The sequence below is a fragment of the Arthrobacter sp. zg-Y877 genome (assembly GCF_030373105.1).
Classification (GTDB): Bacteria; Actinomycetota; Actinomycetes; order Actinomycetales; family Micrococcaceae; genus Arthrobacter_B.
This window is the reverse complement of the sequence record NZ_JAUCPU010000002.1, coordinates 145802-162116: the sequence shown is the minus strand read 5'-3', so window position 1 is coordinate 162116 and position 16315 is coordinate 145802. Positions and strand designations below refer to the sequence as shown.

Annotated in this window: 18 protein-coding genes and 1 other RNA gene; 6 read left to right on the top strand and 13 right to left on the bottom strand. The window is 66.2% G+C overall.

Annotation, left to right across the window (positions count from 1 at the left end; all coding sequences use genetic code 11):
• Window positions 1-2 precede the first annotated feature (2 nt).
• Window positions 3-374, top strand: a transfer-messenger RNA (tmRNA) gene (gene ssrA, locus QNO03_RS04880).
• Between the two features lie 289 nt (window positions 375-663).
• Window positions 664-1296 carry a uracil-DNA glycosylase family protein gene (locus QNO03_RS04875; protein WP_289602241.1) on the top strand — a complete coding sequence of 211 codons (633 nt, stop codon included), beginning with the start codon at window positions 664-666 and terminating at the stop codon, window positions 1294-1296.
• A 68-nt stretch (window positions 1297-1364) separates the two neighbouring features.
• Here the strand turns inward: QNO03_RS04875 and QNO03_RS04870 are convergent, their stop codons facing one another.
• Complete coding sequence (locus QNO03_RS04870; RefSeq protein ID WP_289602239.1) at window positions 1365-1742, bottom strand: hypothetical protein; 378 nt, start codon at window positions 1740-1742, stop codon at window positions 1365-1367.
• Window positions 1743-1824: 82 nt separating this feature from the next.
• Window positions 1825-2325, bottom strand: a complete 501-nt coding sequence (locus QNO03_RS04865) for a DUF1269 domain-containing protein (protein WP_229950538.1) — start codon at window positions 2323-2325, stop codon at window positions 1825-1827.
• Window positions 2326-2519: 194 nt separating this feature from the next.
• Between QNO03_RS04865 and QNO03_RS04860 the strand changes: the two genes are divergently transcribed.
• A complete protein-coding gene (locus QNO03_RS04860) occupies window positions 2520-4232 on the top strand; it encodes an alpha-glucosidase (protein WP_289602237.1) in 1713 nt (570 codons plus the stop codon).
• Between the two features lie 4 nt (window positions 4233-4236).
• Here the strand turns inward: QNO03_RS04860 and QNO03_RS04855 are convergent, their stop codons facing one another.
• The 8 genes from QNO03_RS04855 to QNO03_RS04820 all read right to left on the bottom strand — a co-directional run bounded on the left by QNO03_RS04855 (window position 4237) and on the right by QNO03_RS04820 (window position 10905).
• A complete protein-coding gene (locus QNO03_RS04855; RefSeq protein ID WP_289602235.1) occupies window positions 4237-5331 on the bottom strand; it encodes a carboxylate-amine ligase in 1095 nt (364 codons plus the stop codon).
• A 74-nt stretch (window positions 5332-5405) separates the two neighbouring features.
• Window positions 5406-5783, bottom strand: a complete 378-nt coding sequence (locus tag QNO03_RS04850; RefSeq protein ID WP_289602234.1) for a fluoride efflux transporter FluC — start codon at window positions 5781-5783, stop codon at window positions 5406-5408.
• Window positions 5780-6214, bottom strand: a complete 435-nt coding sequence (locus QNO03_RS04845) for a fluoride efflux transporter FluC (protein ID WP_289602233.1) — start codon at window positions 6212-6214, stop codon at window positions 5780-5782. The genes QNO03_RS04850 and QNO03_RS04845 overlap by 4 nt, the downstream gene beginning before the upstream one ends.
• Complete coding sequence (locus tag QNO03_RS04840; RefSeq protein ID WP_289602231.1) at window positions 6211-6993, bottom strand: class I SAM-dependent methyltransferase; 783 nt, start codon at window positions 6991-6993, stop codon at window positions 6211-6213. Before QNO03_RS04840 ends, QNO03_RS04845 begins: the two co-directional genes overlap by 4 nt.
• A gap of 2 nt (window positions 6994-6995) precedes the next feature.
• Complete coding sequence (gene hisN, locus QNO03_RS04835) at window positions 6996-7805, bottom strand: histidinol-phosphatase (RefSeq protein WP_289602229.1); 810 nt, start codon at window positions 7803-7805, stop codon at window positions 6996-6998.
• Between the two features lie 114 nt (window positions 7806-7919).
• Complete coding sequence (gene rsgA, locus QNO03_RS04830; protein WP_229950556.1) at window positions 7920-9035, bottom strand: ribosome small subunit-dependent GTPase A; 1116 nt, start codon at window positions 9033-9035, stop codon at window positions 7920-7922.
• Window positions 9032-10351 carry a 3-phosphoshikimate 1-carboxyvinyltransferase gene (gene aroA / locus QNO03_RS04825; RefSeq protein ID WP_289602227.1) on the bottom strand — a complete coding sequence of 440 codons (1320 nt, stop codon included), beginning with the start codon at window positions 10349-10351 and terminating at the stop codon, window positions 9032-9034. The genes rsgA and aroA overlap by 4 nt, the downstream gene beginning before the upstream one ends.
• Window positions 10352-10356: 5 nt before the next feature.
• Entirely contained in the window at window positions 10357-10905 is a 549-nt protein-coding gene (locus QNO03_RS04820; RefSeq protein ID WP_289602225.1) for a DoxX family protein, read from the bottom strand.
• Between the two features lie 186 nt (window positions 10906-11091).
• Between QNO03_RS04820 and QNO03_RS04815 the strand changes: the two genes are divergently transcribed.
• Both QNO03_RS04815 and rsrA read left to right on the top strand, forming a co-directional pair.
• Complete coding sequence (locus QNO03_RS04815; protein ID WP_269437874.1) at window positions 11092-11895, top strand: sigma-70 family RNA polymerase sigma factor; 804 nt, start codon at window positions 11092-11094, stop codon at window positions 11893-11895.
• Window positions 11892-12152, top strand: a complete 261-nt coding sequence (gene rsrA / locus QNO03_RS04810) for a mycothiol system anti-sigma-R factor (protein WP_255764679.1) — start codon at window positions 11892-11894, stop codon at window positions 12150-12152. The genes QNO03_RS04815 and rsrA overlap by 4 nt, the downstream gene beginning before the upstream one ends.
• A 110-nt stretch (window positions 12153-12262) precedes the next feature.
• Here the strand turns inward: rsrA and QNO03_RS14685 are convergent, their stop codons facing one another.
• A complete protein-coding gene (locus QNO03_RS14685; protein ID WP_369299106.1) occupies window positions 12263-12337 on the bottom strand; it encodes a 50S ribosomal protein bL37 in 75 nt (24 codons plus the stop codon).
• Between the two features lie 130 nt (window positions 12338-12467).
• Here QNO03_RS14685 and QNO03_RS04805 point away from each other — a divergent pair, with 130 nt between their 5' ends.
• Entirely contained in the window at window positions 12468-13433 is a 966-nt protein-coding gene (locus tag QNO03_RS04805) for a zinc-binding dehydrogenase (RefSeq protein WP_229950570.1), read from the top strand.
• A gap of 51 nt (window positions 13434-13484) precedes the next feature.
• On the opposite strand, the gene QNO03_RS04800 is transcribed toward QNO03_RS04805, so the two are convergent.
• Both QNO03_RS04800 and QNO03_RS04795 read right to left on the bottom strand, forming a co-directional pair.
• On the bottom strand, window positions 13485-15269 hold the full coding sequence (locus tag QNO03_RS04800) for an ABC transporter ATP-binding protein (protein WP_289602221.1): 1785 nt from the start codon (window positions 15267-15269) through the stop codon (window positions 13485-13487).
• Window positions 15266-16303 carry an ABC transporter permease gene (locus tag QNO03_RS04795; protein ID WP_229950576.1) on the bottom strand — a complete coding sequence of 346 codons (1038 nt, stop codon included), beginning with the start codon at window positions 16301-16303 and terminating at the stop codon, window positions 15266-15268. Before QNO03_RS04795 ends, QNO03_RS04800 begins: the two co-directional genes overlap by 4 nt.
• Window positions 16304-16315: the final 12 nt, after the last annotated feature.

Here is a 16315-nt window from a genome sequence, read left to right as displayed (position 1 = left end):
AAGGGGATGACCGGTTTCGACGATGTTTTGTTGAGACAGGGGAAGCGGGCCGAGGATACAGGGTTATCTCGTTAACGATCTCTGTAAACCAATAAGTGCCGAATCAAAGCGCACTGACTTCGCTCTTGCTGCCTAAGCAGTAAGGCATAGTCCGTCAGCCCGGGGATGCTCTCGCCCCGGTGCCTGGCGTCATTTAGAGGGCCACTGCTGAACACCTTCGCCGTTGGGGTGTTCGGGACTTTTAGACGGCTGGGTCCGGATCAGCCACTTGTCTGCGTGATGGCTGGGACCGAGAAATTCCGATGCAGACTGCGCCCGGAGAAGCCCTGACAAAGCGACATCGGACGGGGGTTCGATTCCCCCCATCTCCACTGAGAAACTCCGCACACAGCGGGGAGCGTCCACGGACGCTCCCCGCTGTGTTTGTTTAACCGCTGTTTGTTTACCTGCCGGGCTGGTTTAGCTGCTGTTGTGGGTTGCCGGCCGGACTGCGCCGGTGGAGTTGTTTCTCACACCAGGGCCCTTTCACCTGTCACGGAGGCACTTTCAGTCCGGGCGGGCGGACCGCGTTGGTAAACTTTGTTTTATGCAGGACCCGCGCGGGCAGGACCCGGAGCGGGCGATATGACCGGTCGCAAGACCTTGTAGGAGACGCACCACCTTATGCAGAGCCCGGCACTTGAATCCCAGCATGACGACCTTTGGAACCGACGCTACGACCCCAATGTCGCCGATGTGAACCAGCTTTGCGACTCCCTCGCGGAAATGAAGCCGGGCAGCCAGGTGCCTTACATAGACCCTATGCACGACATCGGGGAGTGCCGGATTGTCAGTCTCTTCTCGAACATCGGCACCGCCCACGAGTCGGGGTTCATCACCGCCGGGGACAACGACGCCGTGGCACGCCTTCTCGGCGTGCACTGGCAGGCGGGGCTGCGGCCTGAGTTCGTGATGCCGTGGAACGCCTACCCGTGGCATGTACCGGGTGAACCGAACGGCAAACTGACCAAGGAGCAGGTCCAGGAGGGGCTGCGGCCGCTGCTGCGCTTCCTGGCACTGGTTCCCCGTGCCTCGGTCATCGTGGCGCACGGCACTGAGGCCCAGCGCCTGGCTGCATTGTTCATCAAGACCGAGAACCGGATGATCTACCGCCGCAGCATCAAGGTCTACAAGGCGCGCTCACTTTCCGGCCGTTCCTTCGGTGCGACAGCGGAACGGCAGCAGGAGGCCCTGGACGAAATGCGTGCGGCCTACACTGACGCAATGGCCCGCACCGGGCTGGCCGTTCCGCAGTAACAGCAGAACTAACAGCAGCGCGGGGCCGGCGCTGTGTGCGCCCGCGCCGCGGCTCCTCCGCTGTTGCGTCAGCCCGCAGGCGGTTCCACCGGCGCGTCCACGACTCCGATGAAACGGGAGCCGACGCCCGGGTACTCGCTGCGTACCGCTCCGGAGGGAAGCTCAGGGAGTTCCCGGATGCTGTGGTCCTCGCACGCCAGGAAGGTAAATTCCGGCCACCACTTCTTGGGCCGTGCCGCCTCGGTGTGCCCGCACACGGTACAGGTCAGCTGCACCCACACCGGCCGCTTTCCCGTGCGGTTGGCCCTGGACTGCGCCAGCCACCCGGGCGGGTCAGCCTGCAGCCGGGCCAGTTCGGCGTCGTCCACGTGCGCGGGGATACCGTGGCGGACGGCCATTTCAAGCGGAATATCTAGGATCAGTGCGGCCTGGCGTCGAGTAGTCATCGGTTAAACGATACGCGGAAATGCCTGCCAGCCGGCACGGCCGGGCGGCTGGCTGCACGCCGCCCGGCCGTGAATCCGTGCCCTACGCGGGGGTGGACTCAAAGAAGGCCTCGCGCAGATTGGCCTCCTGGTCCTTCGAAAGGTTTGTGTAAATCAGCTTGGCGCCTGAGTAGTCCTTGAACGCTTCCGCCACCCGGTCTTCGACCGCGTTGCTGGACAGGACGAACAGCGCAGAGCTTCCCGGCGTTACTTCCTGCCGCACCTGCGCGATGAAGTCGTCGTTGATGCCGACATCCACCATCGATCCGGACATTGCGCCGATGGCGGCACCCACCGCAGCGCCGATCAGCGGTACAAAGAAAATGAGCCCAAACAGAAGTCCCCAGAACCCGCCGCCCAGGGCGCCGGCCCCCACGAGGTTGTGTTCCTGGATGGTCTTGGGCTTTTTCCGCCCCTCGGGCCACGTCACCAGGGCCTCGTCCTCGACTGTAATCAGACCCTGCGACTGCAGGCTGGCGAGGGTCTGCGTGGCCCGTTCCGCAGCGTCCGCGTCAGAGAATTTCCAAACGGTAAGTGTTGCCATGGCAGTTACTCCAAACGTTAGAGTTCTTCGATAAGTCCACACGCGGGACCTATCGGCAGCGCCAACGTTAGTGCCGCGTCCGGGCCGGTACAAGGAAAACCGGCGTCCCGGGCAGAGCCGGCACCGTATCCCGCCCGGGCCCTGTGCCGCCCGGCGGCGCGGACGTATTATGCAGGAACGCCGTGAAAGGACGAATGTCCATGGAGCCTCCCGCCGGTCCCGCCTGGTGGACGAACGCCGTCGTCTACCAGATATATCCCCGCAGCTTTGCAGATACCTCCGGCGACGGCATTGGCGACATCGGCGGCATCATCGAGCACCTGGACCATCTGGCCGAACTGGGCATCGATGTCCTCTGGCTGTCGCCCATCCAGCAGTCACCCCAGTTCGACAACGGCTACGACATCAGCGACTACCACCGCGTTGACGAAATGTTCGGTACGGAAGAGGAATTCGATGAACTCCTGGCCGGACTGCATCAACGGGGAATGCGGCTGATCATGGATCTGGTGGTCAACCACACGTCCACCGAACATGCGGACTTCCAGTCCTCGAAAGCGTCCAGATCCTCTCCGGTGCGGGACTGGTACTGGTGGCGGGATGCCCGTCCCGGATTCGAACCCGGGGAACCCGGGGCGGAGCCCAATAACTGGCGGTCGTTTTTCGGTGGCTCGGCCTGGGCCTTCGAACCGCTCACCCGCCAGTACTACCTGCACCTGTTCACCCCTCAGCAGGCGGACCTGAACTGGGAAAATCCACAGGTGCGGGCCAAGGTCTACGCAATGATGAACTGGTGGCTGGACCGCGGTGTGGACGGCTTCCGGATGGACGTCATCAACTTCATTTCGAAGGACCCCGCGCTCCCTGACGGGGTGGTGGACTCGTCCGGGATCTGGGGGGACGGAGCGCCGCACTTCGTCTCCGGTCCCCGTATCCACGAATTTCTGCAGGAGATGCACCGCGAGGTTTTCGAAGCCCGCACCGGGCAGTACCTGACAGTGGGGGAGACGCCCGGGGTCACCCTGGACCAGGCGTTGCTGTTCACCGATCCGCGCCGGCACGAGCTGGACATGGTCTTCCAGTTCGAGCACGTCAGCCTGGACCAGGGCGCGGATAAGTTCGAGTACCGGCCGCTGGCCCTCCCGGAGCTGAAAACCAGTTGGAACCGGTGGCAGCGGGGACTCGCCGATACCGGCTGGAACAGTCTGTACCTGAGCAACCATGACCAGCCCCGCGTGGTCTCCCGCTTCGGTGACGACACAAAGTACCGGTACGAATCCGCCACCATGTGGGCGACCCTGCTGCACCTGCAGCGGGGGACGCCCTATATCTACCAGGGCGACGAGATCGGCATGACCAACGCCGGTTTCACCTCGATCGGACAGTACCGGGATGTCGAATCCCTGAACTATTACGCGGAGCAGCTCGAACGGGGAGTGGACCCGGAACCGGTCCTGGAAGCACTGCGCCGGATGAGCCGGGACAACGCGCGTACTCCCATGCAATGGACCTCCGGACCGAACGCGGGCTTCAGCCAGGTCACTCCGTGGATTCCGCTGGCCGCCGGCCATACCGAAGTAAACGTGGAATCGGACCGTGCGGCGGAACGCTCAGTTTTCCGCTACTACCAGGAACTGGTGCGCCTCCGGCATGAGTCGGACCTGGTCTCGCTGGGGGATTTCCACCTGCTGGATCCCGGCCATCCCTCCCTGTTTGCCTTCCGCCGCTCCCGGGGCGGACGGGCGCTGCTGGTCCTGGGCAACGCCTCCGGCACCGAGCTGGGGGTGCCCTCCAACCTGGACGCCGGGGAACGCATCCTGGGAAATTATCCCGACGCCGGAGACCGGCATCTGCTGCGGCCCTGGGAAGCACGGATCCTGGACGTGACCACGTACCAGGACGGCTGAGGGGCTACTCCGCGGTCAGGCTCCGGGTGTACAGGTCAGCCAGTTCCGTGTAGCCGCCCGAGCGGAACGCTGTGCGTTGCTGTTCAGCCCCGGTACCGGCGGCCAGCAGGCGGGAGATCCCCGCCGCCACAAAATCCCCGTCTCCGGCGTCATCCAGTGCGGGCCCGACGAAGTCCAGCAGCGCGGCCAGGTGCTCCGCAGCAGGCACGCTGCCGCCGGGGTGCGAAACCAGGTTCCCGCCCATACCGAACCGTGCCGCCTGCCACAGGCCGACGTCGAGCAGTTCCGGATCCGCTGCCCGACCGGCAGCGGGGCCCGCCGTGGGTACGGATGCCAACTTGTCCACCAGGGCCCGCACTAAAACCGCAAGCAGCAGCGAGTCCTGCGCCTGGAGCTGGGCGTCGGCGATCCGGACCTCCACCGTGGGAAAGTTCTCCGAGAGACGGGCCGCCCAGCCCACATGCCCGGCGTCGGGCACCACATCGGTGGCCAGCAGGCCTGCCAGCCTTCGGGCATAGTCCTCTGCGTCGGCAAAGACAGGCGGGCAGCCCTGCACGGACCAGCGCCGGTAGTGGACCATCCGCCAACTGGCGAAGCTACTGTCCTGTCCGCGCCAATAGGGGGAATTGGCGGCCACGGCACCGAGCAGGGCGAGCCAGGGACGGAGGCCGTTCAGCACCCGCACTCCAACGTCACGTGAGGGGATGCCGACGTGGATGTGGGTTCCATTGACGTACTGCTCGTGCGCGACAGCCCCGGCGAGACTGCCCATCCGTCGATACCGGGCCGAGGAATTAATGACCGGCGGGCTGTCCGGAATCCGGGGGGCCGCTCCCGTAGCGGCGACCAAAACCCCCGCTGCCGCGGCGGCCTCCGCCAGCCTGGAGCGGAAACCCAGCAGAGCGTCCAGTGCTTCGCGGCGGGTAGTGCAGACCCTGGTGGAGCTTTCCACCTGTGCGTCCAGCAGTTCCGCCGATGTGGAGAAGCCGCTGTGCCGCGGGTAGGCAAGCGCACGCCTCGCTGCCCGTGCTCCGGTGGGGAACCCGGTCCGGGTATCCATCAGGAGGAACTCTTCTTCGATGCCGAAGGTGAAGACCATGTGCATTTCTCCCTGCACCAACCACGCCGGACTCCGACAATTCTATGTACGCCGCGCAGGCGGCGCACTCGAAATCAGACAGACAGCCCCGCCAGGAGCCCGGCTGCGGCCGCGAGGCAGCCAAGGAACAGGTTCAGCAGGACGTTCGCCGCCGCCGCCCGGCGCCGGCCATCCGTCCACAAGGCCAGTGTGGCAACAGTCCACGAGCTGAAGGTCGTCAGCCCGCCGGCGAATCCCGTGGCGGCGGCCTGGTACCCAGCCTCCGAAAGCGCAGCCGTACCCAGCAGCCCGGCGGCGAATCCGATGAGCAGCGATCCGGCAGTATTGACCAGCAGCGTTCCCCAGGGGAAGCCGGGCCGGTCGGGGCGGCTGCGGCGGGCCAGCAGCGAGTCCAGCCCGAACCGGAGCAAGGCACCGGCCATGCCGCCCAGCCCGATCCAGAGGGCAGTCATGCCTGCTCCAGCCGGGTCTGGCTCCGGCGCCCGGAAAGCCGTCCCATGGCGAGGCCAGCGGCGGCGGCCAGAAGTCCAAGGACCATGGACAGCAGGAGGTAGAGGGCAAAAGTCATGGGGAGTCCGGCAGCCAGCAGCTGGTCCAGATGCAGGGCCAGGGCCGAGAACGTGCTGAAGGACCCCAGAAACCCCGGGCCCAGGCCGGCCCGGACCCACAGCGGCACAGAAGGAGTGAACAACCACCGGGCGGTGAGGAAACCGAGGAGCAGGGAAGCGGCAGCGTTAATGCCCAGGGTGGTCCAGTCGAAGGTCAAGCTCCCGGGCGGGAAAGCCAGCAGCAGACCGTACCGCGCCTCGGTACCCGCCAGCCCACCAACAGCCACGGCCGCCCAGGTGGCCGGCCCAAACCGGTTTACACCCGCCGTGTTCATACTGTCCGTACCGCCCGCCAGGTCAGCGTGAGATAGGGGAGGTCCAGGACTTCGCCTTCTGTGTGGCCGAGGTGCTCGTACAGGTACCAGGACAGGTTGGCGGAGAGTTTCTCCCGTGCGGCGGCACCGGCGGAGAGGTAGAACGCCCGTGACTTCGCCAGTTCGAACAGGTCTTCGGGGGTCATCTGCTGGGTCCAGGCCACGGTGGAGGACTCTGCCAGCGTGAACTCCGGTCCCAGCCCGGGCCGGAATTCCGGACGCAGGACGTCTCCGGCATGGATGATGCGTGAATAGCGGTGGACCCACGGCACGCTGACGTCCAGCTGGTTCCAGACCAGGCCGACGACGCCGTGCGGGCGCAGGATGCGGGCGAACTCCCGGCTGGACGCGGCCGGGTCGCACCAGTGCCAGGCCTGTGCCACCGTCACGGCGTCCAGGGAGGATGCGGGCAGGCCGGTGTCCTCCGCCGTCCCGACACGCACCGGGACCTCCGGAAGCATCCGGGCGAGCTGGTCGAGCATGTCGCGGGATGGATCCACCGCAACGGCGTTCAACCCGGCGGCACGCAGTTCGCGGGTGTACTTTCCGGTGCCTGCGCCGACGTCGGCCACGTCCCGGACTGCGGGGGAGCCCGGGGTGCCGGGGCGGGAGACCAGCCAACGCACCGCTTCGGCGGGGTACCCGGGACGGATACGGTCGTAGTGCTCCCCGCCGGCCTGGTAGCTGTCGGCCAGCTGCCTGCGCCGCAGCGCTTCGAGCCGGGGTCCGGTGGCGCCCACTGTTACAGGAGGTCGTCCAGATCGGGGTTCAGGCGCTGCAGCACTTCGTTGTGCAGCGTCCCGTTGGTCGCCAGGGCGTTTCCGCCGAAGGGACCGTCCTCTCCGTCAAGCGAGGAGAAGCGGCCGCCGGCCTCGGTCACGATCGGTACGAGGGCGGCCATGTCATACAGGTTCAGCTCGGGTTCGCAGGCAATGTCGACGGCGCCTTCGGCGACCATGCAGTAGGACCAGAAATCGCCGTAGGCGCGGGTGCGCCACACGGACTCGGTCAGGTCCAGGAATTCTTCGAGATTGCCGCGGTCCTTCCAGCCACCGAGGCTGGAATAGGACAGTGAGGCGTCGGACAGGCGGGACACGTTGGACACGTGCAGGCGGGTCGCGGCGGCCAGCGACCGGCCCATGTAGGCGCCGGTACCGGTGGCAGCCCACCACCGCTTGCCCAGCGCAGGTGCGCTGACCAGGCCCACGACGGGGACGCCGTCGTCCACCAGGGCAATCAGGGTGGCCCAGACGGGAACACCGCGGATGAAGTTCTTGGTGCCGTCAATCGGATCAATGATCCACCGGCGCGGGCCGGATCCGCTGGAACCGAATTCCTCACCGAGCACGGCGTCACGGGGACGGGCACGGGAAAGCTGGCCGCGGATGGCGTCTTCGGCAGCTTTGTCGGCGTCGGTGACCGGGGTGAAGTCCGGCTTGGTTTCGATCTTCAAATCCAAGGCGCGGAAGCGTGACATGGTCTGGTCGTCCACGGAATCGGCCATCACGTGGGCCAAGCGCAGGTCATCGTTGTAGTTTTGAACGAACGGCATACTGTTCAACTTATCCTTATTCGGCGGGCACAGCCCCGCATTAGGCCCGTAAGCGGGCAGTGTCCTGGTGGTTCCACGCCCGAATCCGAGCGGCGGGAGTCCGCGGCAGGGCGGCTACTGCTCGCCGAGCTCCTTGGCGGAGGACTTGTTCTCGGTCCGGGTTCCGGTGCCCAGCAGCCGGCGGAGGGACGCCAGGCGCGCGGGTCCTGCCGGGCCGGCATGTCCGCCCTCCACCCACGGATCCAGGCCGCAGCCCACGGCCACGGAATCGTGCCGGCAGCCGCGCTCACAGTCGGCGGTGCCCGGTTCCAGGTCAGGGAAGGCCTGCAGGATCCGGTCCGGGTCCACATGGGCCAGGCCGAAGGAGCGGATGCCCGGGGTGTCGATGATCCAGCTGCCGGCCGGCGAATCGCTGAGCCGCAGGGCCAGGGCCGAGGAGGACGTGTGCCTGCCGCGTCCGGTCACGGCATTGACTCCGCCGGTTGCACGCGCCGATCCCGTGAGGGCATTGACCAGAGTGGACTTGCCGACGCCGGAGGGGCCGACCAGGACGCTGACGTTGCCTTTCAGCACCTCGTGGAGGGCCTCGACGGCGGTGCCCTGCAGGCGCGCGGAAAGGCCGTCGTCGGAGCGGGCGTCGATACCGGAGGCGTCGGCTGCCGCGGTGCGGCTGATGATGACGTCCATGTCCAGGTGTTCGTAGTTGGCCAGCAGCTCGGCGGGGTCCTTGATGTCTGCCTTGGTGATGCACAGGACGGGGGAGATCCCGGCGTCGTAGGCGGCGACGAGGGCGCGGTCGATGAAACCGGTCCGGGGTTCCGGGTTGGCGGCGGCCACCACGATGACCAGCTGGTCGGCGTTGGCCACCACCACGCGTTCCACTGGATCGGTGTCGTCGGCGCTGCGCCGCAGCAAGGTCCGGCGTTCCTCGACGCGGACCAGCCGGGCCAGGGTGTCCGGGGCACCGGTTACGTCGCCGACCAGTGCCACCAGGTCTCCGGCCACCACCGGGGTGCGCCGCAGTTCCCGGGCCCGGGCGGCAATGACGGTGCGTTCAGTAGGTGTGTCTTCGTCCACCACGGCGGTATACCGGCCGCGGTCCACGGTGATGATCCGTCCGATGACGGCATCATCGTGGGCGGGCCGGTCCTTGGTGCGGGGGCGGGAGCCTTTTTTGTTCGGGCGGACGCGGACGTCGGATTCGTCCCAGCCGCTTGTACTGCGTGTCATGCTTCCGCCGATCGGGTCAGCTGCTGCCAGAGTTCGGGGAACTGCGGCAGGGTCTTGGCTGTTGTGGAAATGTCCTGGACGACGACGCCGGGTACGGCCAGCCCGATCAGGGCACCGGCGGTGGCCATCCGGTGGTCGGCGTAGGTTTCCCAGAGGCCGCCGTGCAGCGCTGCCGGGCGGATCACCAGGCCGTCCGCCGTTTCTTCCGCGTCTCCGCCCAGACGGCGGATTTCGGTGGCAAGTGCTGCCAGCCGGTCGGTTTCGTGGCCGCGCAGGTGCGCGATGCCGGTAAGTGTGGAGGGTGAGTCCGCCAGGGTGCAGAGTGCGGCAACGGTGGGCGCAAGTTCGCTGGTGTCCGCCAGATCCGCTCCGGAAATGGTGCCGGTGCCGGTGACGGTGAGGGTGCCGCCGGCCAGCTCTGCGGATGCGCCGAGGGCGGGGAGGATGCTTCGCCACCTGTCTCCCACCTGGGTGGTCGACTCCGGCCAGCCGGGCACCCGGACGGTGCCGCCGGTGACCAGTGCTGCGGCGAGGAACGGGCCGGCATTGGACAGATCCGGTTCAATCACGGTGTCGAAGGCGGCGATGGGGCCGGGGGCCACCCGCCATTCGTTCGGTACGGAATCGTCAACGTCCACTCCAACGCCACGCAGGACGGAAACGGTCATCGCAATGTGGTCGGGACTGGGCAGGGTAGTGCCGCGGTGGACCAGGTGCAGCCCCTCGTCGAAGCGCGGCGCGGCCAGCAGCAGGGCGGAGACGAATTGGGAGGAGGCACCGGCGTCGATCTCCAACCGGCCGCCGGCCACATGTCCGGACCCGGTGACTGTGAAGGGCAGGGAACCGCTGCCGCCGTCGTCGACCTGTACGCCGAGGGCACGGAGGGCATCGATGATGGTGGACATCGGGCGCGTGCGGGCGTGCGGATCGCCGTCGAACGCGGTGGTGCCGGCGGTCAGGGCCGCCAGCGGCGGCACGAAACGCATCACTGTCCCGGCAAGGCCGCAGTCGACCTGCCGCGCCTGCGGGGCGGGCGCGGCGGGGAGCGGATCTATCAGCAGGTCCGGTCCGAACGCGCCATCACCGTCCGTTTCGGTGATTATTGCTCCGAGGGCCCGCAGGGCGGAGACCATAAGCTCCGAATCCCGCGAATGCAGGGGTGCCCGCAGCCGGGACCTGCCGTCCGCCAGGGCGGCCAGGACCAGGTATCGGTTGGTCAGCGACTTCGACCCAGGCAGGGAGACGGTTGCGTCCACCGGCGAGGTCACGAAGGGCGCCGGCCAGGTTGCCGGCACCCCGGCATTCGGAGCACTCATTGCTGCTAGGAACCGACGATGTCCGAAGCGGCGTTCGACACGGCCTTGAGCTGCTTACGCGTGCTCTTCGAGACCGACTTCGAGACGGCACGGGTCTTGCGGCCCGTACCCGAGGCCAGGTGGCCGGCGCGCCAGGCAAGTCCCGGACGTCCGTTGGTATCCACGGCGGAGAGCAGGACCCCGCCGATCAGGGACAGGTTCTTGAGCAGCTGGCTGCGCCGTTCCTTGCGCTCGGCGGCAGTGGAGGCTTCGGCGTTGCGGTATTCCACGACCGAGGTGAGCGCGGCGGTGCCGGCGAGCAGGAAGGACGCCAGGCGGGAGAACTTGCCCATGCCGAGCATCGTGGCAGCACCGACCTGTGTGTAGCCGACAACCTTGGCTACGAGCGCGGGGTTGGACGTCACGGCTGCGGCGGCAGGAACGGTTTTGCCGATCATCTTCAGCGTGGGGGTGAGCTGTTCAGCGGTCTGGTCAGCGTTCCGAAGGCGCTCCACGCCTGCGGCTACGAAGCCGGTGGCGAGCAACGGGCGTGCAAACATACGGACTATCGACATAAGTGCCTCCTGGGAAATCCATCGGTTACGCGAAAAAACTACATGTGGTGCTGCTTCCACCTTAGTCTGGCATTTTGCGGACCTTGGCACACGCTGGCACACGGTGGCAGGGGACAGGCCCGCACCCCGGAAGGGGAGCGGGAAGGGAATAGCCGGCCGGGCGCCGTCGTTGGCACCAGTATCAGGATGTGCTTTGCCGACAGTCAGGAGAAAAGCAACGTGCCAGCCGACACGCTGACCGCAGAGCGGTCTGTCCGGGCGCCGAAGCTACGCGTACGGGTTCCGTCCCGCACCGTAGACTTGGAGGTGATGAGAACTGATGCGCCGGAAGGCAGCCCCGTGGAAAACTTCGAACTCGACGTTGCCACCGAATCGGACGAGGCACGCAAGCTGCGTTTTGAGCAGGACGCCATGCAGTATGTGGACCAGCTCTATTCAGCGGCCATGCGCATGGCGCGGAATCCTTCGGACGCCGAGGACCTGGTGCAGGAGGCCTACACCAAGGCTTTCTCCGCTTTCCACCAGTACCGGCCGGGAACGAACCTCAAGGCCTGGCTGTACCGCATCCTGACGAATACGTACATCAACCTTTACCGGAAGCGGCAGCGGGAACCCCTGCAGGCCAACTCCGAGGGGGTTGAGGACTGGCAGCTGGCCCGTGCGGCCGAGCACACCTCCGCGGGGCTCCGTTCCGCGGAAGCCGTGGCACTGGACCATCTGCCGGATTCCGATGTCAAGGATGCCCTGCAGGCCATTCCGGAGGAGTTCCGGCTTGCCGTGTACTTCTCCGATGTGGAGGGCTTCGCGTACAAGGAAATTTCAGAAATCATGAACACGCCGATCGGCACCGTGATGTCCCGGCTGCACCGCGGGCGCAAGATGCTCCGCGAACTCCTGGCCGAGTATGCACACGAACGCGGAATCAAGGGCAAAGTGCCCGCAGCCGAAGCCGTCGGCGCATCAACAAAGAAACAGGGGAATGAGCTATGAGCGATTGCCAGAGCCTGGGCGATTGCGACGACGCCCGCATCGAACGGCTGTATGAATACCTGGACGGCGCCCTGTCCCACGAAGACCTTGTGGAAATCAAAGAGCACCTTGACGGGTGCCCCGAGTGCGCGCAGGAACATGACCTGGAGTGCGTGATCCGGTCGGTAGTGAAGCGTTCCTGCACCGAGGCGGCGCCCGAAACGCTGAAGGCAAGCATCCTCAGCCGCATCAGCCAGATCCAGACGGCGGACCACTAGGACCGCCGGCAGCCAACGCAAGCCGCAGACACAAAGAAACCCCCGGTACCAAGAGGTTCCGGGGGTTTTTTGTGCCTGACCTACAGGTCACGCGGCTACCAAAGCTTTGCTTAGGTGTTGGGACGCTTACCGTGGTTAGCGCCGCCGCGCTTACGGTCACGACGCTTGCGTGCACGCTTGCTCATAGCTGCCTCCTTTGATTCCGAAAAGTTCTGCCCTCCAGTGTCCCACATGCCTCACGTGCACGCCTAACGCATACACGGGTGCCCGGCCGGTGGTCCCCTAGGATGGGAGCACCCAACCGAAGGAGTCCCGATGCGAGCCGTGTATGCACAGACCCAGTCTGCCGAAGATCCCCTCAGCGGCCTGAGGGTCGGCGAGCTTGAGCTGCCGCAGCCGCCGGAGGGATTCCGGCGGGTGCAGGTGTTGGCATCGGCGCTGAATCACCACGACCTGTGGTCGCTGCAGGGCGTTGGCCTGCCGGCCGACCGCCTCCCGATGGTGCTGGGCTGCGACGCTGCAGGGATCGACGACGACGGCAACGAGGTCATCGTCCACGCGGTCCTGTCCACTCCGGGCTGGGAAGGGGATGAAACCCTTGACCCGAAGCGGAGCCTGCTTTCAGAGCGGTATCCGGGGGCAATGGCCGACGAAGTATGGGTCCCGGCCCGCAACCTGGTACCCAAGCCGGCCGGCCTGAGCTTCGAGGAAGCCGCCTGCCTGCCCACGGCCTGGCTGACCGCCTACCGCATGCTTTTCACTGTCAATCCCGCTGCCCCGGGTTCCACCATCCTGGTCCAGGGCGCCGGCGGGGGAGTCGCAACGGCCCTGATCAGCCTGGCCTCCGCCGCCGGGTTCCGGGTGTGGGCGGCCAGCCGCAGCGCGGACAAGCGCGAGCAGGCGCTGCGCCTCGGGGCTGAGCAGGTGTTCGACGCCGGTGCCCGCCTTCCGGAACGGGTGGACACGGTCTTCGACTCCGTCGGTGAAGCCACCTGGGCGCATTCGCTGAAGTCACTCAAGCCCGGCGGTGCGCTCGTGACCTGCGGCGCCACCAGCGGCCCCAATCCGCCGGCGGACCTGAACCGGGTGTTTTTCCTCCAGCTGAAGGTCCTGGGCTCCACCATGGGCACCCGCGCGGAACTGCAGCGGCTGGTGGCTTTCCTGCTCGCCACCGGCGTCCGGCCGGAGATCGATTCCGTGCTGCCGCTGGAGGACGCACAAAAGGGCTTCCGGAAAATGCACGACGGCGACGTCGTGGGAAAGATTGTCTTCCGCCACTGACGCCGCCGTCGGGGGTGCAGCCGTCCGGTACTGCGTTTATCCGGTACCGCTTTATTCGATACTGCCGGCCGCGAGCAGCGCATTGCGCTGTTCGCGGCGGTAGGCCTGCTCGGCCGGGTCCGGCACCGGTGCCGCTGCCAGCAGGCGGCGGGTGTACGGATCCTGCGGGTACTTCAGGATCTGCTCGGTGGAGCCCTGCTCCACCATCCGGCCCTTGTTGAGCACCGCAATGTGGCTGGCCAGGATCTCCACCACGGCCAGGTCGTGGCTGACGAACAGGCACGCGAAACCGTATTCCTGCTGCAGGTCCTGCAGCAGCGCCAGGACGCGTGCCTGCACGGAGACATCCAGGGCCGACGTCGGCTCGTCGGCCACCAGCAGGGAGGGCCGCAGCGAGAGCGCCCGGGCAATACCCACGCGCTGGCGCTGGCCGCCGGAGAGCTCATGCGGATACCGGTTGCGGAAGCTCGTGGGCAGCTGCACGTCGTCAAGCAGGTTCTCCACCCGCCGGTCCAGTTCAGCTTTGGAGAGCTTCTCATGCAGGAACAGCGGTTCGCCGATGCTTTCGCCGATGGACATGCGCGGGTTCAGCGACGCGGCGGGGTCCTGGAAGACGATGGCGAACTTCCGCCGGAGCGGGCGCATCTTCTTCGGTGACAAACCGGCAATGTCGGTTCCGCCGATCCGCACGCTGCCCTCCGCAACCGGCAGCAGTCCGGTGACGGCGCGCCCAATGGTGGACTTGCCGGAACCGGATTCGCCCACCAGGCCCATCACCTCGCCGGGCATGATGGTGAAGGAGACCTTGGAAACAGCGCGGAAAGCCGGCTGCCGGAAGCGTCCCGGATACTCGATGGCCACATCCTCCAGCTGGAGGGCGGGGGTCAGCGACGAGGTCGGTTCCACCACTTCGTCCGAGGCTTCGAGCACCGCCCGGGGTGCATCGGTGATCTGCAGGGAACCATCATCCTCGACCTCGACCGCCGCCAGCACGCCGCCCACCTTGGAACCCAGGTGGGGAACGGCGTCGAGCAGGGACTTGGTGTAGTCCTGCTGCGGGGCGCCGAAGAGCTCCGCGGCGGAGGCGGCTTCGACGATCCGGCCGTTCTGCATCACCACAACGTTGTCCGCCAGGTCGGCCACCACACCCATGTCGTGGGTGATGAGCAGGATGGCGCTGTTCAGCCGCTTGTTGAGCTTGCGCAGCAGCTCCAGCACTTCCGCCTGCACCGTGACGTCCAGGGCCGTGGTGGGTTCATCGGCAATCAGCAGGATGGGGTCATTCGCAATGGCAATGGCGATCATGGCCCGCTGGCGCTGTCCGCCGGAGAACTGGTGCGGATAGCGGTGGTAGCGGGTCTCCGGGTCCGGGATCTCCACCATGCGCAGCAGCTCGATGGCGCGGAGCTTGGCGTCGGCCGGGGAGGCGTCCGTGTGCTGCTCGATGATCTCCTTGATCTGCTCGCCCACGGTCAGGACGGGGTTCAGGGCCGTCATGGGTTCCTGGAAGATCATGGCGATGTCATTGCCGCGGATTTTGCGCAGCGTGGACTGCGTGGCGCCGATAAGTTCCTTTCCGTGCAGCTTGGCGCTGCCGGTGGACCGCCCGTTGGCGGGCAGCAGGCCGAGCAGTGCCATGGAGGACATGCTTTTGCCCGAGCCGGACTCGCCGACGATTGCCAGGATCTCGCCCGGGTAGACCCGGTAACTCACGTCTTCGGCAGCCATCACCCATTTGTTGTCGACGCTGAAGTCGACGCCGAGGCCGGACACTTCGAGGATCGGGGCGGCAGCGGACGGTGGAATGACATCGCTGTACAGGGGTGCCGAACTCATTGCTTGTTCCTTGTCTGCCGGGGATCAAACGCATCCCGCAGGCCGTCTCCGATGAAGTTGACCGTGAGGGCGATGGCCACAATGAAGATGCCGGGCCAGAAGAAGAGCCAGGGACGGGTGGTCATCGCGGCCCGATTCTCGTTGATGAGTTTGCCCAGCGACGTATCCGGGGGCTGGACACCCAAACCTAGGAAGCTCAGGGCCGTTTCCAGCAGGATGGCACCGGAGATTGCCAGCGTTGCGGAGACGATGATGACGCCCACGGTGTTGGGCAGGATGTGCTTGAAAATAATGCGGCTGGAACTCGCGCCCACGGATTTGGCCGCTTCAACGAATTCCTTTTCCCGCAGGGAGAGGAACTCGCCGCGGACAATGCGTGCGAGTCCGGTCCAGGTCAGCAGGCCCAGGAAGACGGCAAACACCACGATGCCGAAATCGGACACGATGCTTGCCAGCACTGCGGCGACGACCAGCAGCGGAATGGTGATGATGACGTCGGTGAAGCGCATCAGTACGGCTTCGGTGAAGCCCCGGAAGTATCCGGACAGGGCGCCGACGACGGTTCCCACCACGGTCCCCACGATCCCGACAATGAAGGCAATGGTCAGGGAAATCTGGGCACCGCGCATGGTCATGGCGAAGTAGTCGCGGCCCAGGGTGTCCTGGCCAAAGGGATGCCTCCCCAGACCGGTCCAGGAAAGGGTGGGAGCTCCGCCGTCTTCCAGCGGCATCACCGTGGAAAAGGCATACGGCCACCAACCCGGGATACGGAGCGGGCCGACGGAAAGGCCGATCGAGGTGAACGAGAGGAGCACGATGAAGATGAGCCCGCTCATGCCGACCAGTGCACCCTTGTGTCGCAGGAACCGTTCCCGGACCAGCCGGCCCTGGCTCTTGGCGGCGGTGATTTCAGGATCCGCAGTCACTGCCCGCGTTGCGGGTGCATCTGCGATGTCCGTCCGCTGGCTCTCCAGCGTCATGGCGGTGAGTTCCGGGCTGCTGCCCGGGGTTCCCGACGGTATTTTTTCGGTCATGGTGTCCGCCTA

What these genes read in the sequence shown, in the direction of transcription:
- QNO03_RS04865 (WP_229950538.1), bottom strand. Translation starts at nt 2,325, where the DNA reads ATGGCAACACTTACCGTTTGGAAATTCTCTGACGCGGACGCTGCGGAA.
- aroA (WP_289602227.1), bottom strand. Translation starts at nt 10,351, where the DNA reads ATGAGTGCTCCGAATGCCGGGGTGCCGGCAACCTGGCCGGCGCCCTTC.
- QNO03_RS04850 (WP_289602234.1), bottom strand. Translation starts at nt 5,783, where the DNA reads ATGACTGCCCTCTGGATCGGGCTGGGCGGCATGGCCGGTGCCTTGCTC.
- rsgA (WP_229950556.1), bottom strand. Translation starts at nt 9,035, where the DNA reads ATGACACGCAGTACAAGCGGCTGGGACGAATCCGACGTCCGCGTCCGC.
- QNO03_RS04815 (WP_269437874.1), top strand. Translation starts at nt 11,092, where the DNA reads ATGTGCTTTGCCGACAGTCAGGAGAAAAGCAACGTGCCAGCCGACACG.
- QNO03_RS04820 (WP_289602225.1), bottom strand. Translation starts at nt 10,905, where the DNA reads ATGTCGATAGTCCGTATGTTTGCACGCCCGTTGCTCGCCACCGGCTTC.
- QNO03_RS04845 (WP_289602233.1), bottom strand. Translation starts at nt 6,214, where the DNA reads ATGAACACGGCGGGTGTAAACCGGTTTGGGCCGGCCACCTGGGCGGCC.
- QNO03_RS04855 (WP_289602235.1), bottom strand. Translation starts at nt 5,331, where the DNA reads ATGGTCTTCACCTTCGGCATCGAAGAAGAGTTCCTCCTGATGGATACC.
- rsrA (WP_255764679.1), top strand. Translation starts at nt 11,892, where the DNA reads ATGAGCGATTGCCAGAGCCTGGGCGATTGCGACGACGCCCGCATCGAA.
- QNO03_RS04860 (WP_289602237.1), top strand. Translation starts at nt 2,520, where the DNA reads ATGTCCATGGAGCCTCCCGCCGGTCCCGCCTGGTGGACGAACGCCGTC.
- QNO03_RS04805 (WP_229950570.1), top strand. Translation starts at nt 12,468, where the DNA reads ATGCGAGCCGTGTATGCACAGACCCAGTCTGCCGAAGATCCCCTCAGC.
- QNO03_RS04875 (WP_289602241.1), top strand. Translation starts at nt 664, where the DNA reads ATGCAGAGCCCGGCACTTGAATCCCAGCATGACGACCTTTGGAACCGA.
- QNO03_RS04795 (WP_229950576.1), bottom strand. Translation starts at nt 16,303, where the DNA reads ATGACCGAAAAAATACCGTCGGGAACCCCGGGCAGCAGCCCGGAACTC.
- hisN (WP_289602229.1), bottom strand. Translation starts at nt 7,805, where the DNA reads ATGCCGTTCGTTCAAAACTACAACGATGACCTGCGCTTGGCCCACGTG.
- QNO03_RS04870 (WP_289602239.1), bottom strand. Translation starts at nt 1,742, where the DNA reads ATGACTACTCGACGCCAGGCCGCACTGATCCTAGATATTCCGCTTGAA.
- QNO03_RS04800 (WP_289602221.1), bottom strand. Translation starts at nt 15,269, where the DNA reads ATGAGTTCGGCACCCCTGTACAGCGATGTCATTCCACCGTCCGCTGCC.